This is a genomic window from Sorangium sp. So ce375 (assembly GCF_051473855.1).
In the GTDB taxonomy this organism is placed as follows: Bacteria; Myxococcota_A; Polyangia; order Polyangiales; family Polyangiaceae; genus Sorangium.
The window spans coordinates 9616325-9638824 of record NZ_CP150335.1 but is presented as its reverse complement, the minus strand read 5'-3'; the positions used below and the strand labels follow the sequence as shown (position 1 = coordinate 9638824).

Here is a 22500-nt window from a genome sequence, read left to right as displayed (position 1 = left end):
CCGCGCCTCGCGTCAAGGGGGCCGCTCCCGGCGGGCGGGCTCGGCGCCGCGGCGCCTCGACGATTGCGCGCTTTGCAGGCCGGCCTCGGCCGCCCGCCTCTCAGCCGCGCCGCACCTGCTGCATCTTGCGAGGGATGGCGCCCGAGCGCATCAGCATCTCGAACGCTTCCTTCTCGAGCATCGGGTGGACGCCGCGCGGCGGGACGCCCATGGGGCTCTTCTTCTTCGTGACGAAGCCGCTCAGGTACTGCGGGTTGAGCGCGCTCAGGCTCCGCAGCGTGGTCTTCATCTGCTTCGTGTTGTTCGCCCACGCGTACGCGAACGCGCGCGAGCGGAGCAGCTGCGGCTTGAGCTCGGAGAAGGCCTCGTCGTTCGGATCGAAGGTCTCGAGCAGCTCGACCGCCTTCCCGGCCTGGCCGGTCCGGGCCCACGCCTCGCCGACGATGGCGGCCATCATGGCGCGGATCCTCGGCTCCTTGTGGCGGGTCATGTCGATCTTGTCGACGAGCGCCCGCGCCTCGTCCGTCTCGCTCAGGATGAGGTGGATCATGCCGCGCTGGGCGCGCGCCTCGTCGGCCATCGGGGCCATCACCTTGTCGAGGTTGATGGTCTCCAGCGTCCGGAGCGCGGCCCGCGGGTCCTCCTGCATCTGGAGCTGCGCCTTGGCGAAGGTCGCGGCCGTGTCGTCCTTCTTGAACTCCGTGTCGAGCTTGGCGATCGCGTCCTTGCGGGCCTCGGCGGAGTCGGCGGTCTGCACGATCTGCGCGACGGCGCGCGTGCGGGTCGCGAAGCGCAGCGCCCAGACGATGACGCCGCCGACGATGACCGTCAGGACGCCGGCGACCACCTTCGGCCAGATCCCCGGGATGGCCAGGGCGATGGCCCAGACGATGAGCGCCGGGATGCCGACGCGGATGGCGAGCGAGCGCGGGTTCAGCTGGGCGAGCGGGTCGGCCGCGGGCTTTCCGCTGCGGAGGGCCGCGATGGCCTGCTCGCGTTGCTGCTTGGGGCTCTGCTTCTTCGGGGTGGGTTTGCCGGGGGTCTTCATCGAGGTCGTGGAGCTGATTTCCTGGGCGAGGCGCGGGGTCTCATAGCCGGCTTGCGGGGGAGCGGCCAGGGGAGGCGGACGGGCGGGCTGGCCGGCCCCCGGGGGGGCCGACGCGGGCTAGCTCGCGGCCGGGTCGGGGTCGCTGCGGCGCGCCGTGGGGTCCGCTTCGGGCTCGGGGGAGGGGACGGGCGTGGAGGCCGGGCGGGCCGCCTCGAAGCCGCGCAGCGGGGGGAGCGGCTCGATGGCGGGGGCGATGATCGGGGCGCCGCGCGACGGTGGGATCGTGGCCGTCGGATCGGCGAGGCCCAGCGTCGACTCGCGGAAGTGGAGGAAGATCGTCTGCGCGATCGAGAGGCACGGGACCGCGAAGAGCGCGCCGGTGATCTGGAAGAAGTGCTCGCCGACGAGCAGCGCGAGCACCACGAGGACCGGGTGGATCTTCGCCGAGTCGCCGATGATCTTCGGGTTCAGGAAGTTCGCCTCGAGCTGGTGGATGCCCACGATCCACGCGAGGACGCCGGCCGCCGTGCCGAACGACTGCGTGAGGCCGATGAGGACCGCCGGGATCGAGCTCAGGATCGAGCCGAAGATCGGGATCAGCGACATCACCGCCGCGAGGACGGAGAGGATCGGCCAGTACTTGAGGTCGAAGAGCCAGAAGCCGATCGCGGAGAGGACGCCGTTGACGAGGCAGATAAGGAGCTGCCCGCGGACGACGCCGGAGAGCCCGCGGTCGAGCCGGCGCAGGAACCGATCGAACGAGTCGCGCGAGGTCGGATGCCAGAGCTCGCGGAAAAAGCGCAGGATCTTCTCGTGCGTCAGGATGATGTACCCGGCGAGCATCAACGTCATGAAGAGGTTGAAGATGCCGCGCGAGATGGCCGTCGCGATGGCCTGCCCGATCCGGAGGACCGCGAGCGAGTTCTCCTTCAGGTAGGTGGCCCCCTTCTCGTAGCCCTCCTGGAGCATGTTCACGCTGGAGAGCCCGCGGTGCCTCGGGCGCGCCTGCGTGATCTGCCAGACGCCGTCGCGCGTCTCGCGGACCTCGATGTCGTCGGCGATCTGCACGTCGAACGAGCCGTCGGGCGCGGGCAAGACGCGGATCGGCGGGCGCTCGACGCCCTCCTCTCCGCCAGGCGCCGCGGTGGATCCAGGGGCCGCGGTGGAGTCGGGCGGCCGCGCGGCCTGATCGGATTCCTGGGCGGGCGCGGTCGCCGGCGGCTCGTGGCCCGACCAGCGGTTGAGCCGCGCGTCGAGCGCGGGCAGGTACTCCTCGCGGAGGCGCGCGGCGAGGCGCGGCGCCTCGGCGGTGAGCGCCTTCCCCTCGGCGATGAGGCGCGGGACGCTGAGGGCGAAGAAGCCCCCGATCCCCGAGAGCACGAGCGCGTAGACGATGAGGATCGCCGCCCACCGCGGGACGCGCGCGCGCTCGAGCCGGAGGACCGCCGGCGTGAGCACGTAAGCGACGACGAGCGCGAGCACGAAGGGGAGCAGCACCGCGTGGGAGGCGATGAGCAGCGCCGCCGTGAGGACGGCGCTGACCGTCAAGAACACGGTGCGCCGCGAGGGGCCTTCGTTCACAGGGCCTCGCCGCGCGCGGCCCGCCCGTGGGTGCCCTCGTCGACGAGCGACGTGGGGAGGTCGGCGAAGAAGCCGAGCAGGTGGTCGCGCGTCGCCTCGAGCGCCTGCGGGACGACGCGGACGTCGGCGAGCACGGGCATGAAGTTCGTGTCGCCGGGCCAGCGCGGGACGATGTGGACGTGCAGGTGCTCGGCGATCCCGGCGCCCGCCGCGGTGCCAAGGTTGATCCCGACGTTCATGCCCTCGCACTTGAGCGCGGCGCGCAGGCGGGTCGCCGACTCGCGCACGAGGCGGAAGAGCGCCTCGTGGTCGGCCGGATCGAGCGCGTCGAGCGAGGCGACGTGCGCGTGCGGGACGATGAGGAGGTGGCCCGAAGCGAACGGGTAGCGGTTGAGCATGACGAACGCGCGGCGGGTCGTCGCCACGACCAGCCGGTCGCGCTGTTCTTGCTCGGATGCGCGGGGGATGCCGCAGAAGATGCAGTCGGCCTGGCCCTTCGGCGCAAGGATGTACTCGATGCGCCAGGGCGCCCACAGGGGGTTACCCATGTCGCGGAGACGCTAGCACGGCGGCAACGCGCGCGGGACCACCGCTTGCTCGTCATCCCGTCGCGCGCTCCGCCGCTGCGCCGCCGGCGCGGGCTCAGAACTGGATCGGCGTGGCCCCGAGATCGAACCAGAGCGAGAGGCCAAGCCCGGCGGAGGTGCCGAGCACATCCCAGACGAGGTCGCGCACCGAGGGGGTGCCGTACCCGGCGGCGTCGAAGGCCTCCTTCGCCAGGCCGGCGCCGAGCGCGACCGCGGCCCCGACCGCGAGCCGGTGCCGAACGTCGTTGGTCGCGAACGAACCGAGCGCGTACCCGCCGCCGGCAAGGGCGATTGACGCGCAGAAATGGCGCGCCTTGTCATCGCCGAACCACGGGTCGGCGGCCGCGGCGCGGGCGCGGGGGCCGTCGGCGCGGGCAGGAGGAGCGCTGAGCGCCAGGGCGGCGAGGACGGGCGCCGCGAGGGCGGAGCGCGCAAGGAGGCCTCTCATCGCGGCATCGTCCGCGGCCTCGCGGAAAAAGCAAGAGGCGAGACCCTGGGAAGGGCCTCGCCTCTCGTCGACATCGGGTCCACACGGCGAGCCGAGGGCACCGGGGCGCCCGCGGCCCGCCGCACCTGACGTGCGGCGGGTGAGCGCCTGGCGCGCGGCGGCGTCAAAGCCACCGCGCGCCGGGCAACGTCACTTCAGGTCGAGCTTGGCGCCGAACTTCTCCTTGATGAGATCGCCGATCGTCCCGGCCACCGGCTTGTCGTCGTCGTCCTTGCGCTTCTGCTGCTGCTGCCGGACCGGGGCGGGGCGCTCCATGCCGATGTTCTTCATCGTCAGGAAGAGCCGGCGATCGACCGTGTCGAGCGACGAGATCTCGGCCTTCACCTTGTCGCCGACCTTGAGCTTGCCTTCCTCGGGCTCCTGCACGTCGCCCTGGGAGATGAGCCCCTCGACGCCCTCGCGCAGCCGCACGAACACGCCGTAGTCGACGATGCTCACCACCTGGGCGTCGTCGAGGACGCGGCCGGGCGGGTACTCGGTCAGCATGCTCGGCCACGGATCGTCCCAGAGCTGCTTGATGCCGAGGGAGACCTTCTTCTCGTCGTGGTTGATCGAGAGGATGATCGCCTCGACGTCATCGCCCTTGTGGTAGAGGTCGCTCGGGTTGTTGACGCGCACCGACCACGAGAGATCGCTCTTGTGGACCATGCCGTCGACGCCCTCCTCGATCCCGACGAAGACGCCGTAGTCGGTGAGCGACCGGACCTTGCCCGCGATCTTGTCGCCGGGGTGGTACTTGTCCGTGAAGAGCATCCACGGATCGGGCTCCAGCTGCTTGAGACCGAGGCTGATGCGCTTCGCGCGCGCGTCCACCTCGAGCACCTGGCACTCGAGCTCCTGGCCCACCTCGAGCAGCTTCGACGGGTGCTTGACCTTCTTGGTCCAGCTCATCTCGCTGACGTGGATGAGGCCCTCGACGCCCGGCTCCAGCTCGACGAACGCGCCGTAGTCGGTGATCGACATGACCTTGCCGCGGACCTTCTTGCCCGCGGGGTACGCCTCCTCGGCGTGGTTCCAGGGGTCTTCCTGGGTCTGCTTGAGGCCCAGCGAGACGCGCTCGGTGTCGGCGTTGTACTTGAGGACCTTCACGAGGACCTCGTCGCCGACCTGGAACACCTCGCTCGGGTGGTTCACGCGGCCCCACGACATGTCCGTGATGTGGAGGAGGCCATCGATGCCGCCGAGGTCGACGAACGCGCCGTACTCGGTGATGTTCTTGATGGTCCCCTTGACGGTCATCCCTTCCGTCAACGTCTCGAGCGTCTTGGCCTTCATCTCGTCGCGCTCGCGCTCCAGGAGCACGCGCCGCGAGAGCACGATGTTGCCGCGCTTCTTGTTGAACTTGATGACCTTGAACTTGTAGGTCTGGCCGATCAGCTTGTCCAAGTTGCGGATCGGGCGGAGATCGACCTGAGAGCCCGGGAGGAAGGCCTTCACGCCGCCGCGGATGGTGACCGAGAGGCCGCCCTTCACGCGCTGGCTGATCGTGCCCTCGATGAGCTCGTCCGCCTCGCAGGCGTTCGAGATCTCATCCCAGACCTTCATCTTGTCGGCCTTTTCCTTCGACAAGGTCACGAGGCCGTCGTCGTTCTCCCGGCTCTCGATGTAGACGTCGACCTTGTCGCCCGCCTTGACGGCGCTCTGGCCAGCGGCGTCCGCGAACTCGCGGAGCGCGATCACGCCCTCGCTCTTGCCGCCGATGTCGACCACGACGGAGTCGCGGTTCACTGCGACCACGGTGCCGGAGATGATCTCTCCTTCACGCGCGAAATCGCCCCCTTCCACGCTCTGTTCGAAGAGCGCGGCAAAGCTCTCCATGCTCGCCCCGGACGAGCCAGCCTCCATATGGATGTTACTAGTCATGTTGTTCGTTCTTGTTTCCTTTCCTTCCCTGGGATTCGCCGCGCGGGCGTAGGCATGGACCCTAGGTGCCACGCACGAGCGGCGGAGGGGCAGGCACACGCGTACCGATGCACCCGGCCCCTCGGGAGAGGCGAGCCTGTAGTCTGAGGAGGGGCCTCTGTCAATGCAACGACCGAGCCACCAGAGGTTTTTGTAGGTCCCGTTCGTTTTCGTGGGAAGGATGTGCCCGCCCGCCCAAAGCCGAGCGATCTCAGGGGGCGGCGGCCGGCGCGTTTCCTCCGACATCGCGCGCGCTGCGCGCGTCGCGCGCGGCGCGGGCGCGGTGTGCGAGCTCTGCGCAGGCGCGATCGAGGCCCTCGTAGGGCCACTTCGTCCGGATCTCGACGAGCTCGCCCTGCGCCTGGGCCTGGGCTCCCTCGATCGCGGCGCCCGCGCCGGCGACGTCGGGGAGCAGCGCGAGCGCGAGCTTGAGGCTGCCGAGGAACGCCTGGGTGTCCGGCGCGAGCGCCGCGGCGGCCTCGCCCGGCGCGGGCGCGAGGCGCATCGAGAGCGCGGGCTCCGCGCCGAGGGTGAGGGCGCCCGAGGCGTGGGCGATGCGGCGGAACAGCGCTCCGGCCCGCGGCAGCACGCCGGAGGCCGCGGTGGCCGCGCCGGACCACGCGGCGCTCGTGAGCGCGAAGGTGACGGCGCCCTGCTCGGGCAGATCGAGGCGCCGCCACTCGTCCAACTCGGGCGACGCGGGCAGCGCGGCGCTCACGATCGCGGCGTCCGTGCCGAGGACGAGCGTGCCGTCGTCGGCCTGGCCGAGCACGGCGCGCGGCCCGAGCACGAGGAGCTCGCCCTCGCGGCGAACGCCGGTCCAGCCCTCGTCGCGGGCGACCTTCTCCATGCCGGCGACGAACCGGCCCTTCGGGATGCGCCCGCCCGCGAGCGCGACCCAGCTCGCGGCGTCGGTCGACGCGACGACGATCTCGCGCAGATCCGAGGGGAAATCGAGGCCGGTCGCCGCCTCGATGCGCGCCTTTCGCGACGCGTCCTGGGGCGCCCCGTCGAGCAGCGGGAGGAAGTGCTGGCGCACGGGGCCGAAGAGCGCGAGGTCGGCGGTCTCGAGGCGGACCACGATGTTCGCGTCGCCCGGGATGTGCTGCCGGGCCGTCGGCACATAACGCCAGAAGAGGAAGTAGACGCCGAGCGCTGCGCCGGCCAGCAACGCGGCGAGCGCGATCGCGAGCACGAGGCACGCGGCTCCGCGGGGGCGGCCCGGGCGCCGCGGGGCGGCGGGCGCGCCTTCGCCGGGCGGCGTGGGGCGCGCGTCCGCGGCGGCGGGGTCCGCCTCGGGCGCCGGCGTGGGCGCAGCGAGGTCGTCGGTCACGGTCGGTCGGATCGGTTCTTCGATCAGGGTGTCAGGCATCGGCTTAGCCGGGGGAGCGCCCGGACAGCAGGGCGAGCACGAGGGGCGCGGGGAAGAGCCAGCGGAGCCGCACGGTGTCCTCCACCTGCTCGATCGACAGCGCCTTCATGAGATCTGCGTAACGTACATCCTCGACGTTGTCGCGGAGCACCTCGAGGAACCGGCGCGCGTGCGCCGCGCCGGCCGCGTCGACGCCGACGAGCTCCACGTCGAGGCGCACGCCGTCGTCGTGGAGGGACGCCACGGCGCGGACGCGCGCGACGCCGGCGACGAGCGCGCCGAGCGACGGGAAGCGCCGCGCGAGGTAGGGCGGCAGGCGGCGCGCGCGCAGGTCGAGGCTCACGAGCCCGTCGGCGGCCGGATCGCCGCGGCGCGCGTCGGGGCCGTCGCGGAGGACGCGCGCGACGCTGCTCACCTCGACCGCCGACACGAGCGCGACGGCGCGATCGCCGAGCGCGATGATCCGCGCCGTGTCGGCGCGCGACGCGACGTGGACGCCGCCGGCGCCGCCGCGGCGATCGAAGACGGTGACGCGGTCGACAGCGACGCCTTCCTGCGCCGCTCTCGCCGCCTCCCAGCGGCCGGGATCGGGCGCGAGCCCGGCCATCCGGCCCTCCAGGACGACGACGCGATCGCCCTCCTCGAGATCGGCGAGCCGCAGGCCGAGCCAGACGACGTCGGCGCGCTGGAGGGCGCTCTCGAGGGCCTCGTCGGGCACCTCGTCGAGCGCGCGCCGGGCGAGCTCGTCCGAGGCCGCCTGGCCCAGGCCGGCGCGCATGCGGGCGACGTCGACGCGCACGACGAGATCGAGATCGGCCGGGAGGAGATCCTCCGGCTCGATGCGCCGGACGACGCGCGGGCCGGCGGGGCTCGCCGCGTCGCGCGTGGGGTGGCCGCCCGCGGCGTCCCCGCAGGCCGGGACGCCGAGCGCCAGCAGGACGGCGGCGACGGCGGCGCGGACCTCAGCCGCCGCGCGCACGGATCTCCACGAGGTTCGTCATCTCGTCGATGATCTCCTGCGGGCTCCTGTGCCCGGAGTCGACGAGGATCGCGTCGTCGGCCTTGCGGAGCGGCGCGACGGCGCGCTCGCTGTCGGCCTTGTCGCGGCGGAGCACGTCGGCGAGCGTCGCCTCGAAGCTGACCGTCATGCCGCGCGCGACGAGCTCGTCGTACCGCCGCTTCGCGCGGATCTCGGCCGGCGCGGTGAGAAAGAACTTCACCTCGGCGTCGGGGAACACAACGGTGCCGATGTCGCGCCCCTCGAGCACGACGCCGCCGCCCGCGCCGGCCTGCCGCTGCATCGCGAGCAGCGCCTTGCGCACCGCGGGGATGGCCGAGACCCGGCTCGCCCCGAGGCTGATCTCGGGCGCGCGGATCTCGCTGGAGATGTCCTCTCCGTCGAGGCGCACGCGCATGCCGCTGCCCCCGAGGCTCGAGTTGGCCGGGGCGTTCTCGGGCGGGGGGGCGGAGGAGTCGGGCGGTACGCCGTGCGGGCTGCGCTCCAGCGCGATGCGCCCGCCGCGCGCGAGATCCTCGGCGAGCGCGCCGATCGCGCCTTCCTCTTCCCACGCGAGGGTCGCGCGGCGGGCCGCCAGCGCGACGGCGCGGTAGATCGCGCCGGTGTCGACGAGCAGGTAGCCGAGCCGCTCGGCGAGCCCCCGCGCGACCGTGCCCTTGCCGGCGCCGGCCGGTCCGTCGATCGCGACGCGCAGCCGTCGCGGCTCGCCCCAGGTCGGGAGGTGGTGCGCGTCGTCCTGTCTTTGCCGTTCGGTCACCTGCGCTCCTCCTCCTGTGTCCCGCTCCCCGATCGCGCGCTCACGCGGCGCGGGCGCCCTCGACCTCGATGCGCGCGCCCAGGGCGCGCAGCGTCCCGACGAAGAGGGGAAAGCTCGTCGCGATGCAGCCCGCGTCGCGGACGCGCGTGGGCCCGCCCGCGGCGAGCCCGAGCACGGCGGCCGTCATCGCGATGCGGTGATCGCCGCGGCTGTCGACGTCGGCCGCGTCGAGCGGCCTGTCGGGCCTGCCCTCGACGAGGAGCCCGTCGGTGCGCTCCTCGCAGCGCAGGCCGAAGGCGCCGAGCACGGAGGCCATGGCCGCGATCCGGTCGGTCTCCTGCGCGCGCAGCTCCCGCGCGTCGAACACCTCGGTGAGGCCGCGCGCCCGCGCGGCGAGGCCGAGCAGGATCGGCAGCTCGTCGATGGCGCGCGACGCGAGCTCGCCGCCCGCGCGCCCGCCGCGCAGGCCGGCGCCGGAGGCGCCGAACGCGACGTGGACATCGCCGGTGGGCTCGCCGAGGGCCTCTCCCTTGATCTCGACGGCGACGCCGCCGTCCATGTCGCGCAGCACCTCGAGCAGGCCGGTGCGCGTCGGGTTGAGGCCCACGCGCCGCGCGGTCACGCGGCTCCCCGGCACGATCTGCGCGGCGGCGACGAGGAACGCGGCCGCGGAGAGGTCGCCGGGCACGTCGAGCTCGAACGCCGGGAGCGCGCCGGAGAAGCGGGTCGCGTCGAGGCAGACCATCGCGCCGACCGAGTCGATCGGCACGCCGAGCGCGGTGAGCATGCGCTCTGTGTGATCGCGCGAGACGATCGGCTCGCGCACGAACGTGGGGCCGTCGGCGAAGAGGCCGGAGAGGAGGAGGGCGCTCTTCACCTGGTCGCAGGGGACGGGGATCTCGTGCTCGATCGACGAGAGCACGTGCGGCTCGGGGAGCGGCCCGACGTCGAGCGGCGCGGTGATCTCGCCGATCTTGCGCGGATCGAGCTGCCCCTCGATGCGCCCGCCGCGGAGGCGGAGCGGCTTCGCGACGCGCTCCATGGGGCGGCGCGAGAGCGACGGGTCGCCGACGAGCCGCGCGGCGAAGCGCTGGGCGACGAGGACGCCCGCGAGGAGGCGCATCGTGGTGCCGGAGTTGCCGCAGTCGATGGGGCCGTCGGGGGCGCGGAGGCCGGAGAGCCCGGCGCCGTGGATGACGAGGTCGCCCGGCGACGGCTCCTCGACGCGGACGCCCAGGGCGCGCAGCGCGCCCACGGTCGAGAGGACGTCGCCGCCGAGCGTCCCGCCGCGGATGCGGCTCTGCCCGGTGGCGAGCCCGGCGAGGAGGAGGGCCCGGTGGGCGATGCTCTTGTCCGCAGGGACCGGCACGCTCCCGATGAGCGGCCGCTCCGCCGGATGGACGATGAGGTCGGGCACGGGTGCCGTGTAGCAGAACGGCGGCCGCAGGCACAGCGGGCGGGGCGCCGAGGGCGGCTGTGCGCGGGCGGGCCGCCGACTGCGCGCGCGGCGGGCCGCCGGGGGGAGCGCCTCGATGCTACGGTCGGCGGTCGCGGCGGGTCGACAGGGGTCGACAGGAGGCGGGATGGACGAGGCACTGGACGTGGCGGCGCGCGTGGCGGCTCGGCTGGGCGCGGTCTCGGGTGTGGTGGCGGTCGTGCTGGGCGGATCGCGCGCTCGCGGCGCGGGCCACCCGGACTCGGACCTCGATCTGGGCCTCTATTACGAGCCGGAGAGCCCGCCCGACCTCGCTGCGCTGCGCGCGCTCGCGCGGGAGCTCAGCGGGGGCAGCGCCGAGGGCGACGTGGCGGCGCTCGCGCGGGAGCTCCACACGAGCGCCGCCGAGGACATCGTCACGCCGCCCGGCGCCTGGGGCCCCTGGATCAACGGGGGCGCGTGGCTCGAGATCGAGGGGCACCGGGTCGACTGGCTGTACCGCGATCTCGCGCGCGTGCGGCGCCTGATCGGGGAGTGCCGGGAGGGGCAGGTGACGTGCGACTACCAGCCCGGGCACCCTCACGGCTACCTCAGCTCGAACTACCTGGCCGACATCCACGACTGCCGGCCGCTCTTCGATCCGCGGGGCGTGCTGGCTCCGTTGAAGGCGCTCGTGACGCCCTATCCGCCGGCCCTGCGGCGGGCGCTCCTCGACAGGTTCCTGTGGGAGTCCGGCTTCGCCATCGACACCGCGACGAAGGCGGCGAGGCGCGGCGATGTGCTCTACGTGAGCGGCTGCCTGTTCCGCGCCGCGGCCTGCCTGGTGCAGGTGCTGTTCGCGCTGAACGAGCGCTACCTCTCGAACGAGAAGGGCGCCCTGTCCAGGACGCGGTCGCTCCCGCTGTGTCCCGAGCGCTTCGCCGACAGGGTGGAGGCGGCGCTCGCCGCTCCCGGCGAGGGCGCGGAGGCGCTGCTCGCGAGCCTCGGGCGCATGGAGGTGATCGCGCGCGAGGTGCGCGACCTGTGCCGCCGTGACGGGCCGAGCTGCTAGCATCCGCCGCGACGATCGCGGAGGGCGCCGCGGCAGCGGGCCCGGCGGTGCGTCGAGCGAGGACGAGGAGCCATGGAGTCGATCAAGCTGGAGCACGGTCCGTCGGAAGAGCAGCTGGCGAAGCTCGGGGCGCGCGGCTGGCCCATCTGGACGAAGGAGGTGTCGACCTTCTCGTGGCACTACGACGAGCGGGAGATCTGCTACCTGCTCGAGGGCGACGTGATCGTGACGCCCGCGGAGGGCGGCGGCGCGCCGGTGCGGATCCAGGCGGGGGATCTGGTGACGTTCCCCGAGGGGCTGAGCTGCACCTGGGAGGTGCGCTCGCCGGTGCGGAAGCACTACCGGTTCGGCTGAGCGCGGCCGCGGCGCCGAGCTCTACAGCGCTCTCTTTCTTCAGGGCACCAGCTCGTATTTTTATTTATTTGGAAGAAGAGCTTGCGCCGATGCTTCGACATTCTTAGAAGTAAGGCGTGCCGTCGATGCTCGAGCGCCACGCCGAACAGCTCGCCGCGCTCGGTCACCCCGTGCGGCTCTCGGTCCTGCGGTTCGTGGTGCAGGCCGGCGCCGAGGGCGCCTCCGCCGGCGACATCCAGGCGCACGTCGGACTGGCCGCCTCGACCCTGAGCCATCACCTGAAGCGGCTCGTCGATGCCGGCGTCCTGAGGACACGCGGGGAAGGGACGTTTCACTACTACAGCGCCGACTACGAGGCGCTCCGTGTCCTCACAGCGTACCTGTGGGAGGACTGCTGCAAGCGCGGCAAGGGTTGCTGCTGATTTTTTTTGCCCTCTATTTCGACTTTTTTGGAAGGAAGGCGCACGATGAATGTCCTCAAGCCTCATATCTCGCTCAACGTCTCCAATATCGACGCTTCGGTCGCGTTCTATGAGAAGGCCTTTGGCGTGGGTGCCACGAAGCGTCGCCCCGGCTACGCGAAGTTCGACCTCGCGTCGCCTTCGCTGAACCTCACCATGCAGGAGGCGCCGCGTACCGGCGTCAACGCGAGCCATTTCGGCGTGCAGGTAGCGAGCACGGAGGACGTGCTCGAGGCCAAGGGCCGCTTCGAGGCCGCGGAGCTCGAGACCTTCACGGAGGAGGACACGACCTGCTGTTACGCCGTGCAGGACAAGGTCTGGATCGAGGACCCCGACGGCAACTCGTGGGAGGTGTTCGTGGTCAAGGGCGACGCGGCCGTGATGGGGAGTCAGCCCGCGATGCCCTCGAAGAGCGACGCCGCGTGCTGCGCGCCCGGGTGCTGCGTCCCGTCCAAGCAGGGTGATGCCGCCGCGCGCTGATCTCACCCGCAGGGCCGTCGCCGAGGCGCTCGGGACGGCCCTGCTGCTCGCGACCGTTGTCGGGTCGGGGATCATGGCCGAGCGCCTCGCCGGCGGGAACGTGGCGATCGCCCTGCTCGCGAACACGATCGCGACGGGGGCCGCCCTGGTGGCGCTCATCCTGACCTTCGGGGCCATCTCCGGCGCGCACTTCTGTGGCGCCTCGGCGCAAGCGGACTGCCGGCGATCGCCGCCGGGAGGCGTCTAGAAGTAAGATATCTTACCATGGATCGCCGCCGGGCGGCGCCTCGGCGCAGGCGGACTGCCGGCGATCGCTGCCGGGTGGCACTTCGAGGTAAGATGTCTTACGAGAAATCGCCGCCAGGCGGCGCTTTGAAGTAAGATGTCTTACGCTGGATCGCCACCCGGCGGCGATTCAGCGTAAGACATCTTACCGAAATCGCCGCCCGCCACCCATTTCGCGCGAGTGGACAGCCGTGTACCCGCAGGCGGGCGGCGAATAAGGGAAGTTATCTTACTTTCATGGGGTGGAGGGCCGCGGATCGAGCAGGCCGTCTTGCTCCGCGTACCGCGCGCGCGCCCCGGCGCGGGGGACCCGTCGCGCCGCGGGATCGGGAGCGCCCGGCTCAGGCGCCGTCGAAGGAATCGTCGTCGTCGCCGGCGGCGGGCGGCGCGGCGTCGTCGGCCGGCGCGGTCGCGGCAGCGCCCTCGGCGCCGCCCTTGCGAGCGCGCCGGTCGGCCCGGGCGGACTCGCGGTGCAGCCGGCCGAGGAGGCGCTCGGCGATCTCCTCGGTCGCTGCCTTCTCGAGGGCGAGGTTCGTCTCGACGGCCCGGACCGTGCGGATCCAGGCGTTGCGGGCGTTCACCACCTCGCGGGGCGTGGCGCCGTCGGTGTTCGACGGGGCGCTCAGCGCGAGCTGCTCACGCTGCGCCTCCACCTTCTCGATCTCGAGCGCGGCCGCGACCCAGGCGTCCACCACCTGCGCGAGCGGTCCCTCGGGCGTCTTCAGCTTCTTGAGCAGCTTCTCCGAGGCGTCGTCGAGCCGCGACGGGAGCAGCTTGGCGTCGCCCGCCTGGTCGCCGTAGCTCCGCGAGACGGCCCTGAGCCCCGCCGGCGCGAGCCGGTCGCGCAGGTCGAGGATCGCCGCCGCGAGCGCGGGATCGTCGGTCATCTCGGCGAGCGCGCCGAGGAAGTTGTACGCCCCGCGGAGCTTGCGATCGTGCGTGGCGTCGAGCGCGAGGGCCTTCTCCATGAGCGCCTTCGCCTGCTGCTCAAGGCTGGAGCCGAGCCGCTGCGTGGTGAGGATCCGGCCGTGCGCCTCCTCGACGGCGGGCAGGAGCGGCGCGAGCAGCGGCAGCGACGTGAAGACCTTCCGATCCTGCTCCGGATCGAGCCAGGGGCCCGAGATGTTGACCATCGCCTGGGGGCTGAGATTACGAAGACCCATGAGATACCCTCCTTTGTCAGGGGCGCTCCGAGTTTCGGTCCCGCGTTGGCCGGGTGCAACGTCCCGCGCGCCCCGACGGCCGTCGTGATCTTGCTCCGCGGCCGGAGGATCGCCGGTCGCCCCCGGGCCGCTCCGGCGAGCCCGGAGGGGCGGCCAGGGCGTGTGCTCGTCTCCTGAGAGAGGCCCTCTCCTTTCCAAGAGAGCCCTCTTCCTCACCAGAGGCGCGCTCCGCCTCACCAGAGGCGCGCCCCGCCTCACCAGAGGCGCGCTCCGCCTCACCAGAGGCGCGCTCCGTGCCGGTGCACTTCGCCCGCCCAGGAGGGCGATTTGGTGAGAATTTGAGGGCTCGATTTGTAATGCGTTCGCGAGAGCAAATTCGGCCTGTGGGGGATTCAAAGCGCAGGCAGACCTATGTTAATGCACGTGTGCCCGAGGGATGGACGCCGCTCCGGCCGAGGCCGAGCTGAAAAGGCGGTACCGCGCCGGATTGGGCCGGCGCGGCATCGGTCCCCTTCTTAGGGCCGAGGTGCGCTTTGCTGCGTTCTGCGCTGGTCATCTGTTGGTCGCACGTGGTGGCCGTCGCGATGTTCCTCCTCGCGCTCGATCCAGCGTTCGCCGCGCAGCCGCCCCCACGTTCGCCGCGCGTGACAGCTTTGATCAAGGAGGCAGAGGCCGCCCTGGAGCGGCTCGACGTCGCGCGCGCTCGCGACCTGTGGGCGCAGATCTACGATATCGAGCGATCCACGGTGGGGATCTGCCAGCTCGGGCAGCTCGACCGCCGGCTCGGGCGCTGGGTGGACGCCGTGGTGGAGCTCACGCGGTGTGTGCAGGAGATGCGCCCGCCGGCCACGCCCAGGGAGCGGCGGCTCCACGACACGCGGCATGTGGACCTGGCGGCGGCGCGGCTCGAGGTCGCGCAGCTCCACGTGTTCGCGCCCGTCGGGGCGGCGGCCGTGCTCGTGGACGGGCGCCTCGTGGACGAGAGCGGACAGATCTACGTCGCGCCAGGGCAGCACGAGGTCACAGCGATGTTGGCGGATGGCCGCAAGATACGCTCCCTGGTGCACGTCACCGCGAGAGAATCGCGTGTTGTTCTGTTGAGCGCCGAACCGGCGAGCGTGCGCGCAGTCGCTCCGTTGAAGGCGACGGTGGCGGGATTGTCGGCACCACCGGCAAACCCACCGGCGCCGTGGCTTCTTTATACAGGCTCCGCTGCGTCGGGCGCGCTCCTGGTGTCGGGGATCGTGCTGCATATCGTAGCATCGATCGATGACAGCGCCTTGCGGGAGGAGATGTGTAAGCCCCTCTCGGCTGAAAATCCGAAGTTGGTGGAGGATTTGCACGCCATTGAGGCGAAGCAGCACATCAGTACAGCAGCCCTCGTTGCAGGTACCGCGCTGGGAGCCGCGACTGTTGCGATTGCGGTGCTGCCGAGTGGCGCCCAGATCCGCGCGCGCGCGGCTGGCGCGGAGGTGCAGTTCTCGTGGTAGAGCCTGGTACCGTCTGGGAAGGTCACCGGATCCTCAACGAGGTCCATGACGGCATGGTCCGCACGTTCCTCGCCCAACAGGTCGGCGGCGAGGGCGCGATCGTCTGGTTGCATCTGCGCGAGGGTCAACGGATGGACCGGACGGCCTTCGCGGCCGAGCTCCAGCGCCTGCAGGAGGTCGCGCGAGCGGTTCCGCAGGTGGAGCCCGTTCTCTACGGTGACGCTGGCGGCCTCTCTGCCTGGGCCGCGTACCGGCGAAGCGATGGAATTCGCATCACGGACGCGACCCGCGGGGTGGATCTCGGGGTCACTGCGCTGCACATGGTTATCGAGGTCGCCTGCGCGATCCAGCGGTGCCACGCGCTGGGTGCGTGCCATGGGGCGCTCGGGGCCGACCGGGTGTTCATCACGTCGAGGCGGGACTACAGCATCAGCCAGTTCGGTCTGGTCGGGCTATTCCAGATCGAGCCGCATGAGGCCGCTCGGGAGCCGCTGGTGGCGTGTCCGGAGTTGCTGCGCGGCGACCGAGTGAGGCCGCGGACGGACGTCTATGGCCTCGGGATGCTGCTGTATGAGCTCCTCTGCCGCCGGTCGCTCGACGTCGATCAGGCAGGTACGTTGGGGGCGCGGCGGGGCAGGCCCGCGATCCCCGTCGACACACCGCCGGTGGTGGCTGCCGCTATCGAGAAGGCCTTGGAAGAGGACCCGCACCGCAGGTACAGAAACGTGGGCCACTTCATGGCGGTGCTTGAGGGCCTCGTGGACGCCTGGCCCACGTTCGATCGGGCACCGAGGCGCGGTGCAGAGCAGACCACCATTGCCAGTGAGATGCCGTCGACCCTACGCAGCTCCCATCTCGAGAGTCGGCGTTCGTCCGCGCCGGTGACGGAAGCTCCGGACACCCGGACGTCCGAGGTGGCGCCGGTGGTCGCGCCGTCGAGCGACGAGGATCCTTCGCTGCCGCAGATCCCCCCGCTTAGCGGACCATTGCCGACCGCTCCCACTCCGAAGGCGCCGGTGACGCCACCGCTGCCCTCGCTTCGCCGGGAACCTGGAGGAGAGTCGATGATGGTTCGAAGCGACCCCGTCGTGGCGCCGCCCCGCGAACTCGCGAGCCGCCTTGGCGTTTCGCTCGCTGCAACGGCCGCGCTGTGCGCCAGCGCTCTCTACCTTACGCTTACGTGCCCGGTTGCCATCGCGCCCCACGCGGAGAAGTTCGGGACGGTGCTGGTGGAGCAAGTATCGCCGCGGTCTGGGCAGCGGCGTTTGCCGTCGCCGGAAGGGGCGGCAGGGACCGACTCGAAGGAGGCGGACAGCCGCCCGCGTGCTGCGTACACGCAACGAACGGGCGTGACGGTGAAGGCCGAGCTGCGCCGGCCGTACTGCGAGGCCGGCGACTTTAGCTGTGGTCCTGCGATGTACTAGGAGGGCTTCTGTCGATGCGATGCGTTCTTCTGCTCATGGGCGCGAGCGCTGGGCTAGGTTGTGTCTCCGATCGCGGCTGTCCTGCCCCAGGCCCCCACGAGGGCGACCCTGCGGTATGGCTCTGGGATGGCACGCAGAACGAGGCGCCGAGCTGCGCGGAAGACACGGATGTCCTCTGGGACGGGTGGTTGAAAGGGTCCTCTACTGCCCCGGAGTCGCCGACGTTCGCACGCGCTTGCGCCGGCGCTGTTCGAGACGACATCCCGGACGGGTATACACTCTGCGTGATCCCAACCGAGGTGCCGGAGATTTGCTGGGAAGGGTACGAGGATCGTTCCATCTACGTGGAAGAAGATGGCGAAGAGCACGTGATGTGCTGCACCCCAGCGGACAACCCGCCGACGGTGATTCCTCAGAGCTACGGCGCATGCACGACATGAGCGATCCGATGACAAATGCCCTCGCACATGCATTCTCATCCCTGCTCCTTGCTGCCGTGTGTGTCTCGTCGGGCGGATGCATCGCCCATCCCGAGATCTCGGGTAAGGCGATCGTCACGCGGGATGGCGAAGAGCTGGTGATCGACACCGGCGGCAACGGAACCAGGGTCGTGGACGCAAGCGGCGAGGTTGCAGGCGGGTGCATCGTACCCAATCAGGGGGAACTCGGCGTTGTGGTGCAGAAGAAGGGCGCTGCCTTCTCGTTCTTCGATATGATGAACGAGGCCGGTTCGCCTTATGCGTCCGTGACGATCGATGGAGAGCGTTACCAGGGCGCGTGCGAGATCATCGTCGAGGATCTGCAAGGTGACCCGTACGAGGCCGACGTGTCGGCGGGGCCGTGTGACATTATCCGGCTCTTCGACGGTGCAAAGGCGCGCCTGGAGACGGCGGTCTTTCACGTCTCGGACTGCAGCGGAGCCGATTAGGCGGACGGGCTCTCCCGGGGCTATCGCACCCTCTCGGGCGGACTGTCGTCGGCCTGCGCCTTGGCTCGAGCGGCGCGGACCGCTGCGAGCCAGTGCGCCTGGTCCGGGTCGCTGTTCCACGGCGGGGCCTCCCGGTAGAGCGTGTCCCAGTACTCGCGCGCTGCGGCCTCGGCGGTCGCGAGTTCGCTCTCGCCTTCGGGCGCGTCGTCGACGCGGTCCACGAAGGCACGCCAGGGTTCCGAGGCGTGGCGGCTCAGGTTCGGCCACGGCCGGCCGGGCGCCCCGTCGAAAACCCCACCGCTGCTCTGAAGGTAGCCCTCGTAGGCGCTCTGAGCGATGGCGTCGCGCCGGCGACGGTAGACATGCCTGGTGCAACAATCACGAACCGCTTGGGCCCATTCGCGGTCCTCCTCCGGCACGTCCTCGCGCCATGCGCTCGCATAGAGCTCGCGCAGTTCCTGCTGGCGTGTCAGCCACCCCTGTCGATCGCCGGGTACTGGCGGAGCCTGGAGGGCCTGGTCGCGCTCGGCACGGAGGGCTCGCTCGCGCGCGGCGCTCGGTCCGGGGTACTCCGGCAGCCCAGCGCCCCAGTACCACGGCGGTTCCAGCATCGGAGGGATGGGCCTCTTCATGGATCTTGGTGTTCCGCGGAGTCCGAGCTGAAAACCCCTCTGGAAGGCGCGGAGCGCCCTGGGCCGGTGCTGCTCGGCCGTGTCGTCGGCAGAAAGGATCCGCCAGAGGTAGGTACGGTGGAGGCGCGAGGCTGCCCCGGCCGCAGCCTGTTCACTGTCGCCGGTAGGCGCTTCCTCGAACGCGTTAACGAAGGCGAGGAACGCGCTCTCGACGGCGGCGAGCAGCATCGGCCACGGCGGGGTGAACCGACCGGGGACGCGGCCAGCGCCGCTCAGGGGCGGGCTTGGACTTGCCGTTCGGTCGATGGTGCTCGGACGCGGCTCATAGAGCCACTCTCCGAATCTCTCGCGGTGGGCCGCCGCCCATGCGCGGTCCCCTTCCGGCAGGTCGTCGTGCCACACTTCGGCGTACAGCTTGCCCAAATCCTCAAAACTCGACTTCCATTCCTCGGGCTCCTTGGTCGAGAACAGCCCATGTCCGATGGTCGCCTCGCGCATGACGCGAGGTACGAACGCCTTCGTCTCCCCCATCGAAAGATTCATCAGTAATCTCCGGGTTGACCGCCCGTGGGGTTGGTGGGCTCGCCGCCTGTAGGATCGGTGGGACTCGGGGGACATCCCCATCCCGGTCCGGCGCCCAGCGGGCAGAGGAGCGGGACGATCTGAGGAGGAACGGCCCACCCAGGGGGGGGGCCGGGTAGGCTGATCATGGCATCGATGATGTCGTCCGCTCCGATCTCGTCGGGGTCGATCAGCTCAGGCGGTACTTTCTCCGGCTCGTAGCGGAAATCCCACACGAACCGACAATCAATGCTCGCGCCGCCAGGTATTGGTCGGCTGTTTTCGAGATCGGTTTTTCTGAGCTGGCGCTCCAGCGATGCCCATTCGTCCTTGCACATGATGTAGGTCACGGCAAAGGGCCTATGGATGAGACACTCGAGCATGTCGGCAACAGTGTACGTCGGCTCCTGGTCGGACCATTGGCTCCATTGTCCTCCGGCCTGGTAACGGCACTGTAGCTTGCCCATTTGGTCGTTCTCGTCCTTATGCTCGAGCCATCTCATAGCCTTTACGTTCATGACCATCTTCTTCATGAGCGACATTTCGGCCGGCGGCAGAGTCGCGATCCGGCCTCTCAGCTCATCGCGGTCGCTGGGATCCAGGATCGAGCAGCCGCAGGTGAGCAGAACGAGCAGGGCGCAGAGACGATGTCTCATTCGGTTTCCCTCCAAAGCCGACGGACCGGCATTCGCATGGCGACAAGTTGCTGTCAAGCGAGGCGAAGCGAGTCATACTTACCAGAAGATCCGACCTGCCGCTGCCGGCTCCACGCTGACACCAGACCATGCGAGCGTGCTGATGAAGCGGACACCGCACGTCGCCACGATCGCCACATGCTGCGTCGATAGATAGGCCGCGCCGGCCTCCATGGCCGGGAAGAATCCAAGGTACCGCAGGCACAACCCCCATGCGTTGCACACAGGGATGCGCCCGAAGTCGAGCCGCGCCGCGAGCTCGAACGACAGGGGCGCACGGAACGGCATGAACCGGGCGGCCGCCGTGGGGCCGGTCAGCACGCCGAGCCAGTGTGCGTCGCCGCCCAGACCGAAGAGGCCCACGTCGGCGCCGATGCCGATGTCCACGTCGTTGCGGACGGGCCATCGGCGCAAGCCGGTGACCGACGGCATGATGCCACCCGTCGCCCGCGTGGCACGGGGCCCCAGCACGACGTAGGTCGCCTTGACGTCAATCTCCCAGCGCGGCGATGCGCTCTCTTCCGCTCGGGCGCCTGTGGACACGAGCGATAGCATGATGACGGCGCACGGCCTCGTCAGCGCGCTACTTGCCCATCTCCGGCGGATCATCGTCGGCCTGCGCCTTTCTTCGGACGGCGCGGACCGCCGCGAGCCAGTGCACCTTGGCCGGGTCGCTGTCCCACAGCGGGGGCTCACGGTAGAGCGTGTCCCAGTATTCCCACGTTGCTGCCTGGGCCGTCGCCTGCTCGCTCTCGCCTCCGGGCGCCTCCTCGACGCGGTCCACGAAAGAACGCCATGGTTCCGAGGCTTGGTGGCTCAGGCTCGGCCACGGCCGAGCAGGCTCCCCCCCGAAGCGTCCATCGCTGCTCCGGAGATAGCCTTCGTAGGCGTTTTGCGCGAGGGCGTCTCGCCGGCGACTGTTGACCGACATCTTGCACGCGTCGCGGTACGCCTCGGCCCAGATGCGGTCCTCCTCTGGCACGTCATCCCTCCATGCGATCGAATACAACGCGCGCAGCTCCTCCTCGCGGGCCGTAAGCTGGTCTCGATTGGCCGGAGACGGCAGCGCCTTGATGGCTCGCTCGCGCGCGGCGCTTGGCCCGGGGTACTCAGGATACCCGGCTCCCCCCCAGTAGCGGGGCGGCGTCAGCATCGGCGGGATGGGCCTCGTCAGCGTCCTCGGTTTTCCGCGGCGTCCGATCCGAAACCCCCTTCGAAAGGCGCGGAGCGCCTCGGCCCGGTGCTCCTCGGCTGTGTCGTCGGACGTCAACGTCTGCCAGAGATAGGTCCTGTGGAGGCGTGACATTGGGTCGAGCGCAGCAGGTTCACTTGCTTCGGGGCCCTCTTTTTTGAAGGCCTCGATCATGGCAAAGAACGCGCTCTTGACGGCCTCCAGCAGCATCGGCCAGGGTGGCGCAGGCCGCCCATGGCGGCTCTGGAGAACTCCCTCGTTCGCCTCATGACCGATGGCAGGGTGCCCGGAATCCTCAATCCACCTGCTGAACTTCTTGCGGTACGGCTCTGCCCATACACGGTCCTCCTCCGGCAGGCTATCGTCCCATGCTTCGGCGCAGGCCTGGCCCAGGTTAGCAAGATGCCACTTCCATGTATCGGAATTCTTGGTCGTAAACAGACCGTGGCCGAAGGCTGCTTCACGCAGTTTGAGCAATCCTGGGGGAAACTTCGCCCACCACTTCATGGCCGGTCTCCCGGTTCACCGCCCGTTGGATCGGTCGGTTGACCGCCCGTCGGGTCCGTGGGGCTAGGGGGGCAGCCCCAGCCCTCTCCAGCGCCGAGTGGGCAGAGGAGCGGGACGAGTCGAGGGAAGGCCCATCCAGGAGGCGGCGCAGGTAACGCGATCAGGGTATTGATGATGTCGTTTGTGTCGAACTCATCGGGATCCGTCAGTTCGGCCGGCACCTTGTCCGGTTCGTAGCGGAAGTCCCATACGAACCGGCACTCAACGGTCGCCCCACCCGGGATCGGCAGGCTGTTCTCGAGGTCGGTTTTTCTGATTTGAAGCTGCAGCGCTTCCCATTGGTCCTTGCACATCAGGTACGTTACCTCGAAAGGGTCGTCGAGGAGACAGTCGCGCATGTCTTTGACAATAAACGACGGCTCCTGGTCGGCCCACTCGGTCCACTGACCGCCAGCTTGGTAGCGGCACTGGAGTTTGCCCATTTGATCTCCCGGTGGCCTGCCCTTAAGCCAGTCGAGGGCTGCGGCGTTCATGCCCAACCTCTTGAGCCTCGATATTTCTTCGAGTGGCATCGCCGCGATCTGATGTCTCAGCTCGTCGCGATCACTGGGATCCACGATGGAGCAGCCGCAGGCAAACACGACGAGCAGAACGCCGCGCCGATGGTTCATCGGTTTCCCCCCTGATTCACCGATCCACGTACCCGCAGACGGTGGCCGACCTTACCAGCGGTCGCCGCCGCCGGTCAAGCCGCGACGGACCACCTGGAGGACGGTGACCGGCGCCCGCCTTGCCGCCACTGGCCGGGGCTTCGCCTTCGGAGAAGTGGCAGTGATGGTGCCGAACAATTCCATTGAGACGCAAGGGGTTGGTTCGAGTACGTCCTACACGGACGACAGCCTTCCGGCCTCAGGCGATATCATCCCAGGCGTAAGTATCGGGTTTGGGGCGGTGGCGCCGCTCCGGCGCAGGGGTGAAGCGCGGTCCTCTCTTGCACCCGCGTGAGCTCGTTCGGGAACAGCGAGATCTGCAGGCACGCATCGGGAAGGCGCGGCGCGGGGACTGGACG

At 70.2% G+C, this 22500-nt stretch carries 22 protein-coding genes and 1 pseudogene; 8 read left to right on the top strand and 15 right to left on the bottom strand.

The window, feature by feature from the left end; all coding sequences use genetic code 11:
• Window positions 1-100: 100 nt before the first annotated feature.
• From WME90_RS35995 to aroA, 9 genes are all read right to left on the bottom strand, one after another.
• Window positions 101-1048: a hypothetical protein gene (locus WME90_RS35995; RefSeq protein WP_437276586.1), complete on the bottom strand. Its 948-nt coding sequence runs from the start codon at window positions 1046-1048 to the stop codon at window positions 101-103.
• Window positions 1049-1165: 117 nt separating this feature from the next.
• On the bottom strand, window positions 1166-2629 hold the full coding sequence (locus WME90_RS35990) for an AI-2E family transporter (protein ID WP_437276585.1): 1464 nt from the start codon (window positions 2627-2629) through the stop codon (window positions 1166-1168).
• Window positions 2626-3177 (bottom strand): HIT family protein, encoded by a 552-nt coding sequence (locus tag WME90_RS35985; protein WP_437276584.1) that lies wholly within the window; start codon window positions 3175-3177, stop codon window positions 2626-2628. The genes WME90_RS35990 and WME90_RS35985 overlap by 4 nt, the downstream gene beginning before the upstream one ends.
• Before the next feature lie 94 nt (window positions 3178-3271).
• Window positions 3272-3664: a hypothetical protein gene (locus tag WME90_RS35980; protein WP_437276583.1), complete on the bottom strand. Its 393-nt coding sequence runs from the start codon at window positions 3662-3664 to the stop codon at window positions 3272-3274.
• A gap of 189 nt (window positions 3665-3853) precedes the next feature.
• A complete protein-coding gene (locus WME90_RS35975) occupies window positions 3854-5872 on the bottom strand; it encodes a 30S ribosomal protein S1 (protein WP_437276582.1) in 2019 nt (672 codons plus the stop codon).
• Window positions 5838-6998: a hypothetical protein gene (locus WME90_RS35970; RefSeq protein ID WP_437276581.1), complete on the bottom strand. Its 1161-nt coding sequence runs from the start codon at window positions 6996-6998 to the stop codon at window positions 5838-5840. The genes WME90_RS35975 and WME90_RS35970 overlap by 35 nt, the downstream gene beginning before the upstream one ends.
• Before the next feature lie 4 nt (window positions 6999-7002).
• Window positions 7003-7977: a hypothetical protein gene (locus tag WME90_RS35965; RefSeq protein ID WP_437276580.1), complete on the bottom strand. Its 975-nt coding sequence runs from the start codon at window positions 7975-7977 to the stop codon at window positions 7003-7005.
• Window positions 7961-8773 carry a (d)CMP kinase gene (gene cmk, locus WME90_RS35960; RefSeq protein WP_437276579.1) on the bottom strand — a complete coding sequence of 271 codons (813 nt, stop codon included), beginning with the start codon at window positions 8771-8773 and terminating at the stop codon, window positions 7961-7963. The genes WME90_RS35965 and cmk overlap by 17 nt, the downstream gene beginning before the upstream one ends.
• Before the next feature lie 40 nt (window positions 8774-8813).
• Window positions 8814-10190 carry a 3-phosphoshikimate 1-carboxyvinyltransferase gene (gene aroA / locus WME90_RS35955; protein WP_437276578.1) on the bottom strand — a complete coding sequence of 459 codons (1377 nt, stop codon included), beginning with the start codon at window positions 10188-10190 and terminating at the stop codon, window positions 8814-8816.
• Window positions 10191-10356: 166 nt separating this feature from the next.
• Between aroA and WME90_RS35950 the strand changes: the two genes are divergently transcribed.
• From WME90_RS35950 to WME90_RS35930, 5 genes and pseudogenes are all read left to right on the top strand, one after another.
• A complete protein-coding gene (locus WME90_RS35950; RefSeq protein ID WP_437276577.1) occupies window positions 10357-11259 on the top strand; it encodes a nucleotidyltransferase domain-containing protein in 903 nt (300 codons plus the stop codon).
• A 72-nt stretch (window positions 11260-11331) separates the two neighbouring features.
• A complete protein-coding gene (locus WME90_RS35945) occupies window positions 11332-11613 on the top strand; it encodes a cupin domain-containing protein (RefSeq protein ID WP_437276576.1) in 282 nt (93 codons plus the stop codon).
• Window positions 11614-11738: 125 nt separating this feature from the next.
• On the top strand, window positions 11739-12035 hold the full coding sequence (locus WME90_RS35940) for an ArsR/SmtB family transcription factor (RefSeq protein WP_437283705.1): 297 nt from the start codon (window positions 11739-11741) through the stop codon (window positions 12033-12035).
• Window positions 12036-12080: 45 nt separating this feature from the next.
• Window positions 12081-12554, top strand: coding sequence for an ArsI/CadI family heavy metal resistance metalloenzyme (locus tag WME90_RS35935; RefSeq protein WP_437276575.1), 474 nt, complete (start codon window positions 12081-12083; stop codon window positions 12552-12554).
• Window positions 12538-12747 (top strand): annotated as a pseudogene (locus WME90_RS35930) (aquaporin); the annotation flags it as partial. The gene WME90_RS35935 and the pseudogene WME90_RS35930, both read left to right, overlap by 17 nt.
• A gap of 433 nt (window positions 12748-13180) precedes the next feature.
• Here WME90_RS35930 and WME90_RS35925 read toward each other — a convergent pair.
• Window positions 13181-14002 carry a hypothetical protein gene (locus WME90_RS35925; protein WP_437276574.1) on the bottom strand — a complete coding sequence of 274 codons (822 nt, stop codon included), beginning with the start codon at window positions 14000-14002 and terminating at the stop codon, window positions 13181-13183.
• Window positions 14003-14586: 584 nt separating this feature from the next.
• Between WME90_RS35925 and WME90_RS35920 the strand changes: the two genes are divergently transcribed.
• The 3 genes from WME90_RS35920 to WME90_RS35910 all read left to right on the top strand — a co-directional run bounded on the left by WME90_RS35920 (window position 14587) and on the right by WME90_RS35910 (window position 17844).
• A complete protein-coding gene (locus WME90_RS35920; protein WP_437276573.1) occupies window positions 14587-15492 on the top strand; it encodes a hypothetical protein in 906 nt (301 codons plus the stop codon).
• Window positions 15486-16916 carry a protein kinase gene (locus WME90_RS35915; RefSeq protein WP_437276572.1) on the top strand — a complete coding sequence of 477 codons (1431 nt, stop codon included), beginning with the start codon at window positions 15486-15488 and terminating at the stop codon, window positions 16914-16916. Before WME90_RS35920 ends, WME90_RS35915 begins: the two co-directional genes overlap by 7 nt.
• Window positions 16917-17289: 373 nt before the next feature.
• The gene (locus WME90_RS35910; protein ID WP_437276571.1) at window positions 17290-17844 is read left to right on the top strand and encodes a hypothetical protein; all 555 of its coding nucleotides are present in this window, start codon (window positions 17290-17292) and stop codon (window positions 17842-17844) included.
• Window positions 17845-17864: 20 nt separating this feature from the next.
• Here WME90_RS35910 and WME90_RS35905 read toward each other — a convergent pair whose 3' ends face one another.
• The 5 genes from WME90_RS35905 to WME90_RS35885 all read right to left on the bottom strand — a co-directional run bounded on the left by WME90_RS35905 (window position 17865) and on the right by WME90_RS35885 (window position 22102).
• Entirely contained in the window at window positions 17865-19019 is a 1155-nt protein-coding gene (locus WME90_RS35905) for a hypothetical protein (protein ID WP_437276570.1), read from the bottom strand.
• On the bottom strand, window positions 19019-19693 hold the full coding sequence (locus tag WME90_RS35900; RefSeq protein ID WP_437276569.1) for a hypothetical protein: 675 nt from the start codon (window positions 19691-19693) through the stop codon (window positions 19019-19021). The genes WME90_RS35905 and WME90_RS35900 overlap by 1 nt, the downstream gene beginning before the upstream one ends.
• 78 nt (window positions 19694-19771) lie before the next feature.
• The gene (locus tag WME90_RS35895; protein ID WP_437276568.1) at window positions 19772-20203 is read right to left on the bottom strand and encodes a hypothetical protein; all 432 of its coding nucleotides are present in this window, start codon (window positions 20201-20203) and stop codon (window positions 19772-19774) included.
• Window positions 20204-20315: 112 nt separating this feature from the next.
• Complete coding sequence (locus WME90_RS35890) at window positions 20316-21431, bottom strand: hypothetical protein (RefSeq protein WP_437276567.1); 1116 nt, start codon at window positions 21429-21431, stop codon at window positions 20316-20318.
• On the bottom strand, window positions 21428-22102 hold the full coding sequence (locus WME90_RS35885) for a hypothetical protein (RefSeq protein ID WP_437276566.1): 675 nt from the start codon (window positions 22100-22102) through the stop codon (window positions 21428-21430). The genes WME90_RS35890 and WME90_RS35885 overlap by 4 nt, the downstream gene beginning before the upstream one ends.
• Window positions 22103-22500: the final 398 nt, after the last annotated feature.

Coding starts and splice junctions, on each gene's coding strand:
- WME90_RS35945 (WP_437276576.1), top strand. CDS start 11,332: ATGGAGTCGATCAAGCTGGAGCACGGTCCGTCGGAAGAGCAGCTGGCG.
- WME90_RS35920 (WP_437276573.1), top strand. CDS start 14,587: ATGTTCCTCCTCGCGCTCGATCCAGCGTTCGCCGCGCAGCCGCCCCCA.
- WME90_RS35885 (WP_437276566.1), bottom strand. CDS start 22,102: ATGAACCATCGGCGCGGCGTTCTGCTCGTCGTGTTTGCCTGCGGCTGC.
- WME90_RS35925 (WP_437276574.1), bottom strand. CDS start 14,002: ATGGGTCTTCGTAATCTCAGCCCCCAGGCGATGGTCAACATCTCGGGC.
- WME90_RS35950 (WP_437276577.1), top strand. CDS start 10,357: ATGGACGAGGCACTGGACGTGGCGGCGCGCGTGGCGGCTCGGCTGGGC.
- WME90_RS35985 (WP_437276584.1), bottom strand. CDS start 3,177: ATGGGTAACCCCCTGTGGGCGCCCTGGCGCATCGAGTACATCCTTGCG.
- WME90_RS35935 (WP_437276575.1), top strand. CDS start 12,081: ATGAATGTCCTCAAGCCTCATATCTCGCTCAACGTCTCCAATATCGAC.
- WME90_RS35900 (WP_437276569.1), bottom strand. CDS start 19,693: ATGAGACATCGTCTCTGCGCCCTGCTCGTTCTGCTCACCTGCGGCTGC.
- WME90_RS35980 (WP_437276583.1), bottom strand. CDS start 3,664: ATGAGAGGCCTCCTTGCGCGCTCCGCCCTCGCGGCGCCCGTCCTCGCC.
- WME90_RS35995 (WP_437276586.1), bottom strand. CDS start 1,048: ATGAAGACCCCCGGCAAACCCACCCCGAAGAAGCAGAGCCCCAAGCAG.
- WME90_RS35940 (WP_437283705.1), top strand. CDS start 11,739: ATGCTCGAGCGCCACGCCGAACAGCTCGCCGCGCTCGGTCACCCCGTG.
- WME90_RS35975 (WP_437276582.1), bottom strand. CDS start 5,872: ATGTCGGAGGAAACGCGCCGGCCGCCGCCCCCTGAGATCGCTCGGCTT.
- WME90_RS35970 (WP_437276581.1), bottom strand. CDS start 6,998: ATGCCTGACACCCTGATCGAAGAACCGATCCGACCGACCGTGACCGAC.
- WME90_RS35890 (WP_437276567.1), bottom strand. CDS start 21,431: ATGAAGTGGTGGGCGAAGTTTCCCCCAGGATTGCTCAAACTGCGTGAA.
- WME90_RS35905 (WP_437276570.1), bottom strand. CDS start 19,019: ATGAATCTTTCGATGGGGGAGACGAAGGCGTTCGTACCTCGCGTCATG.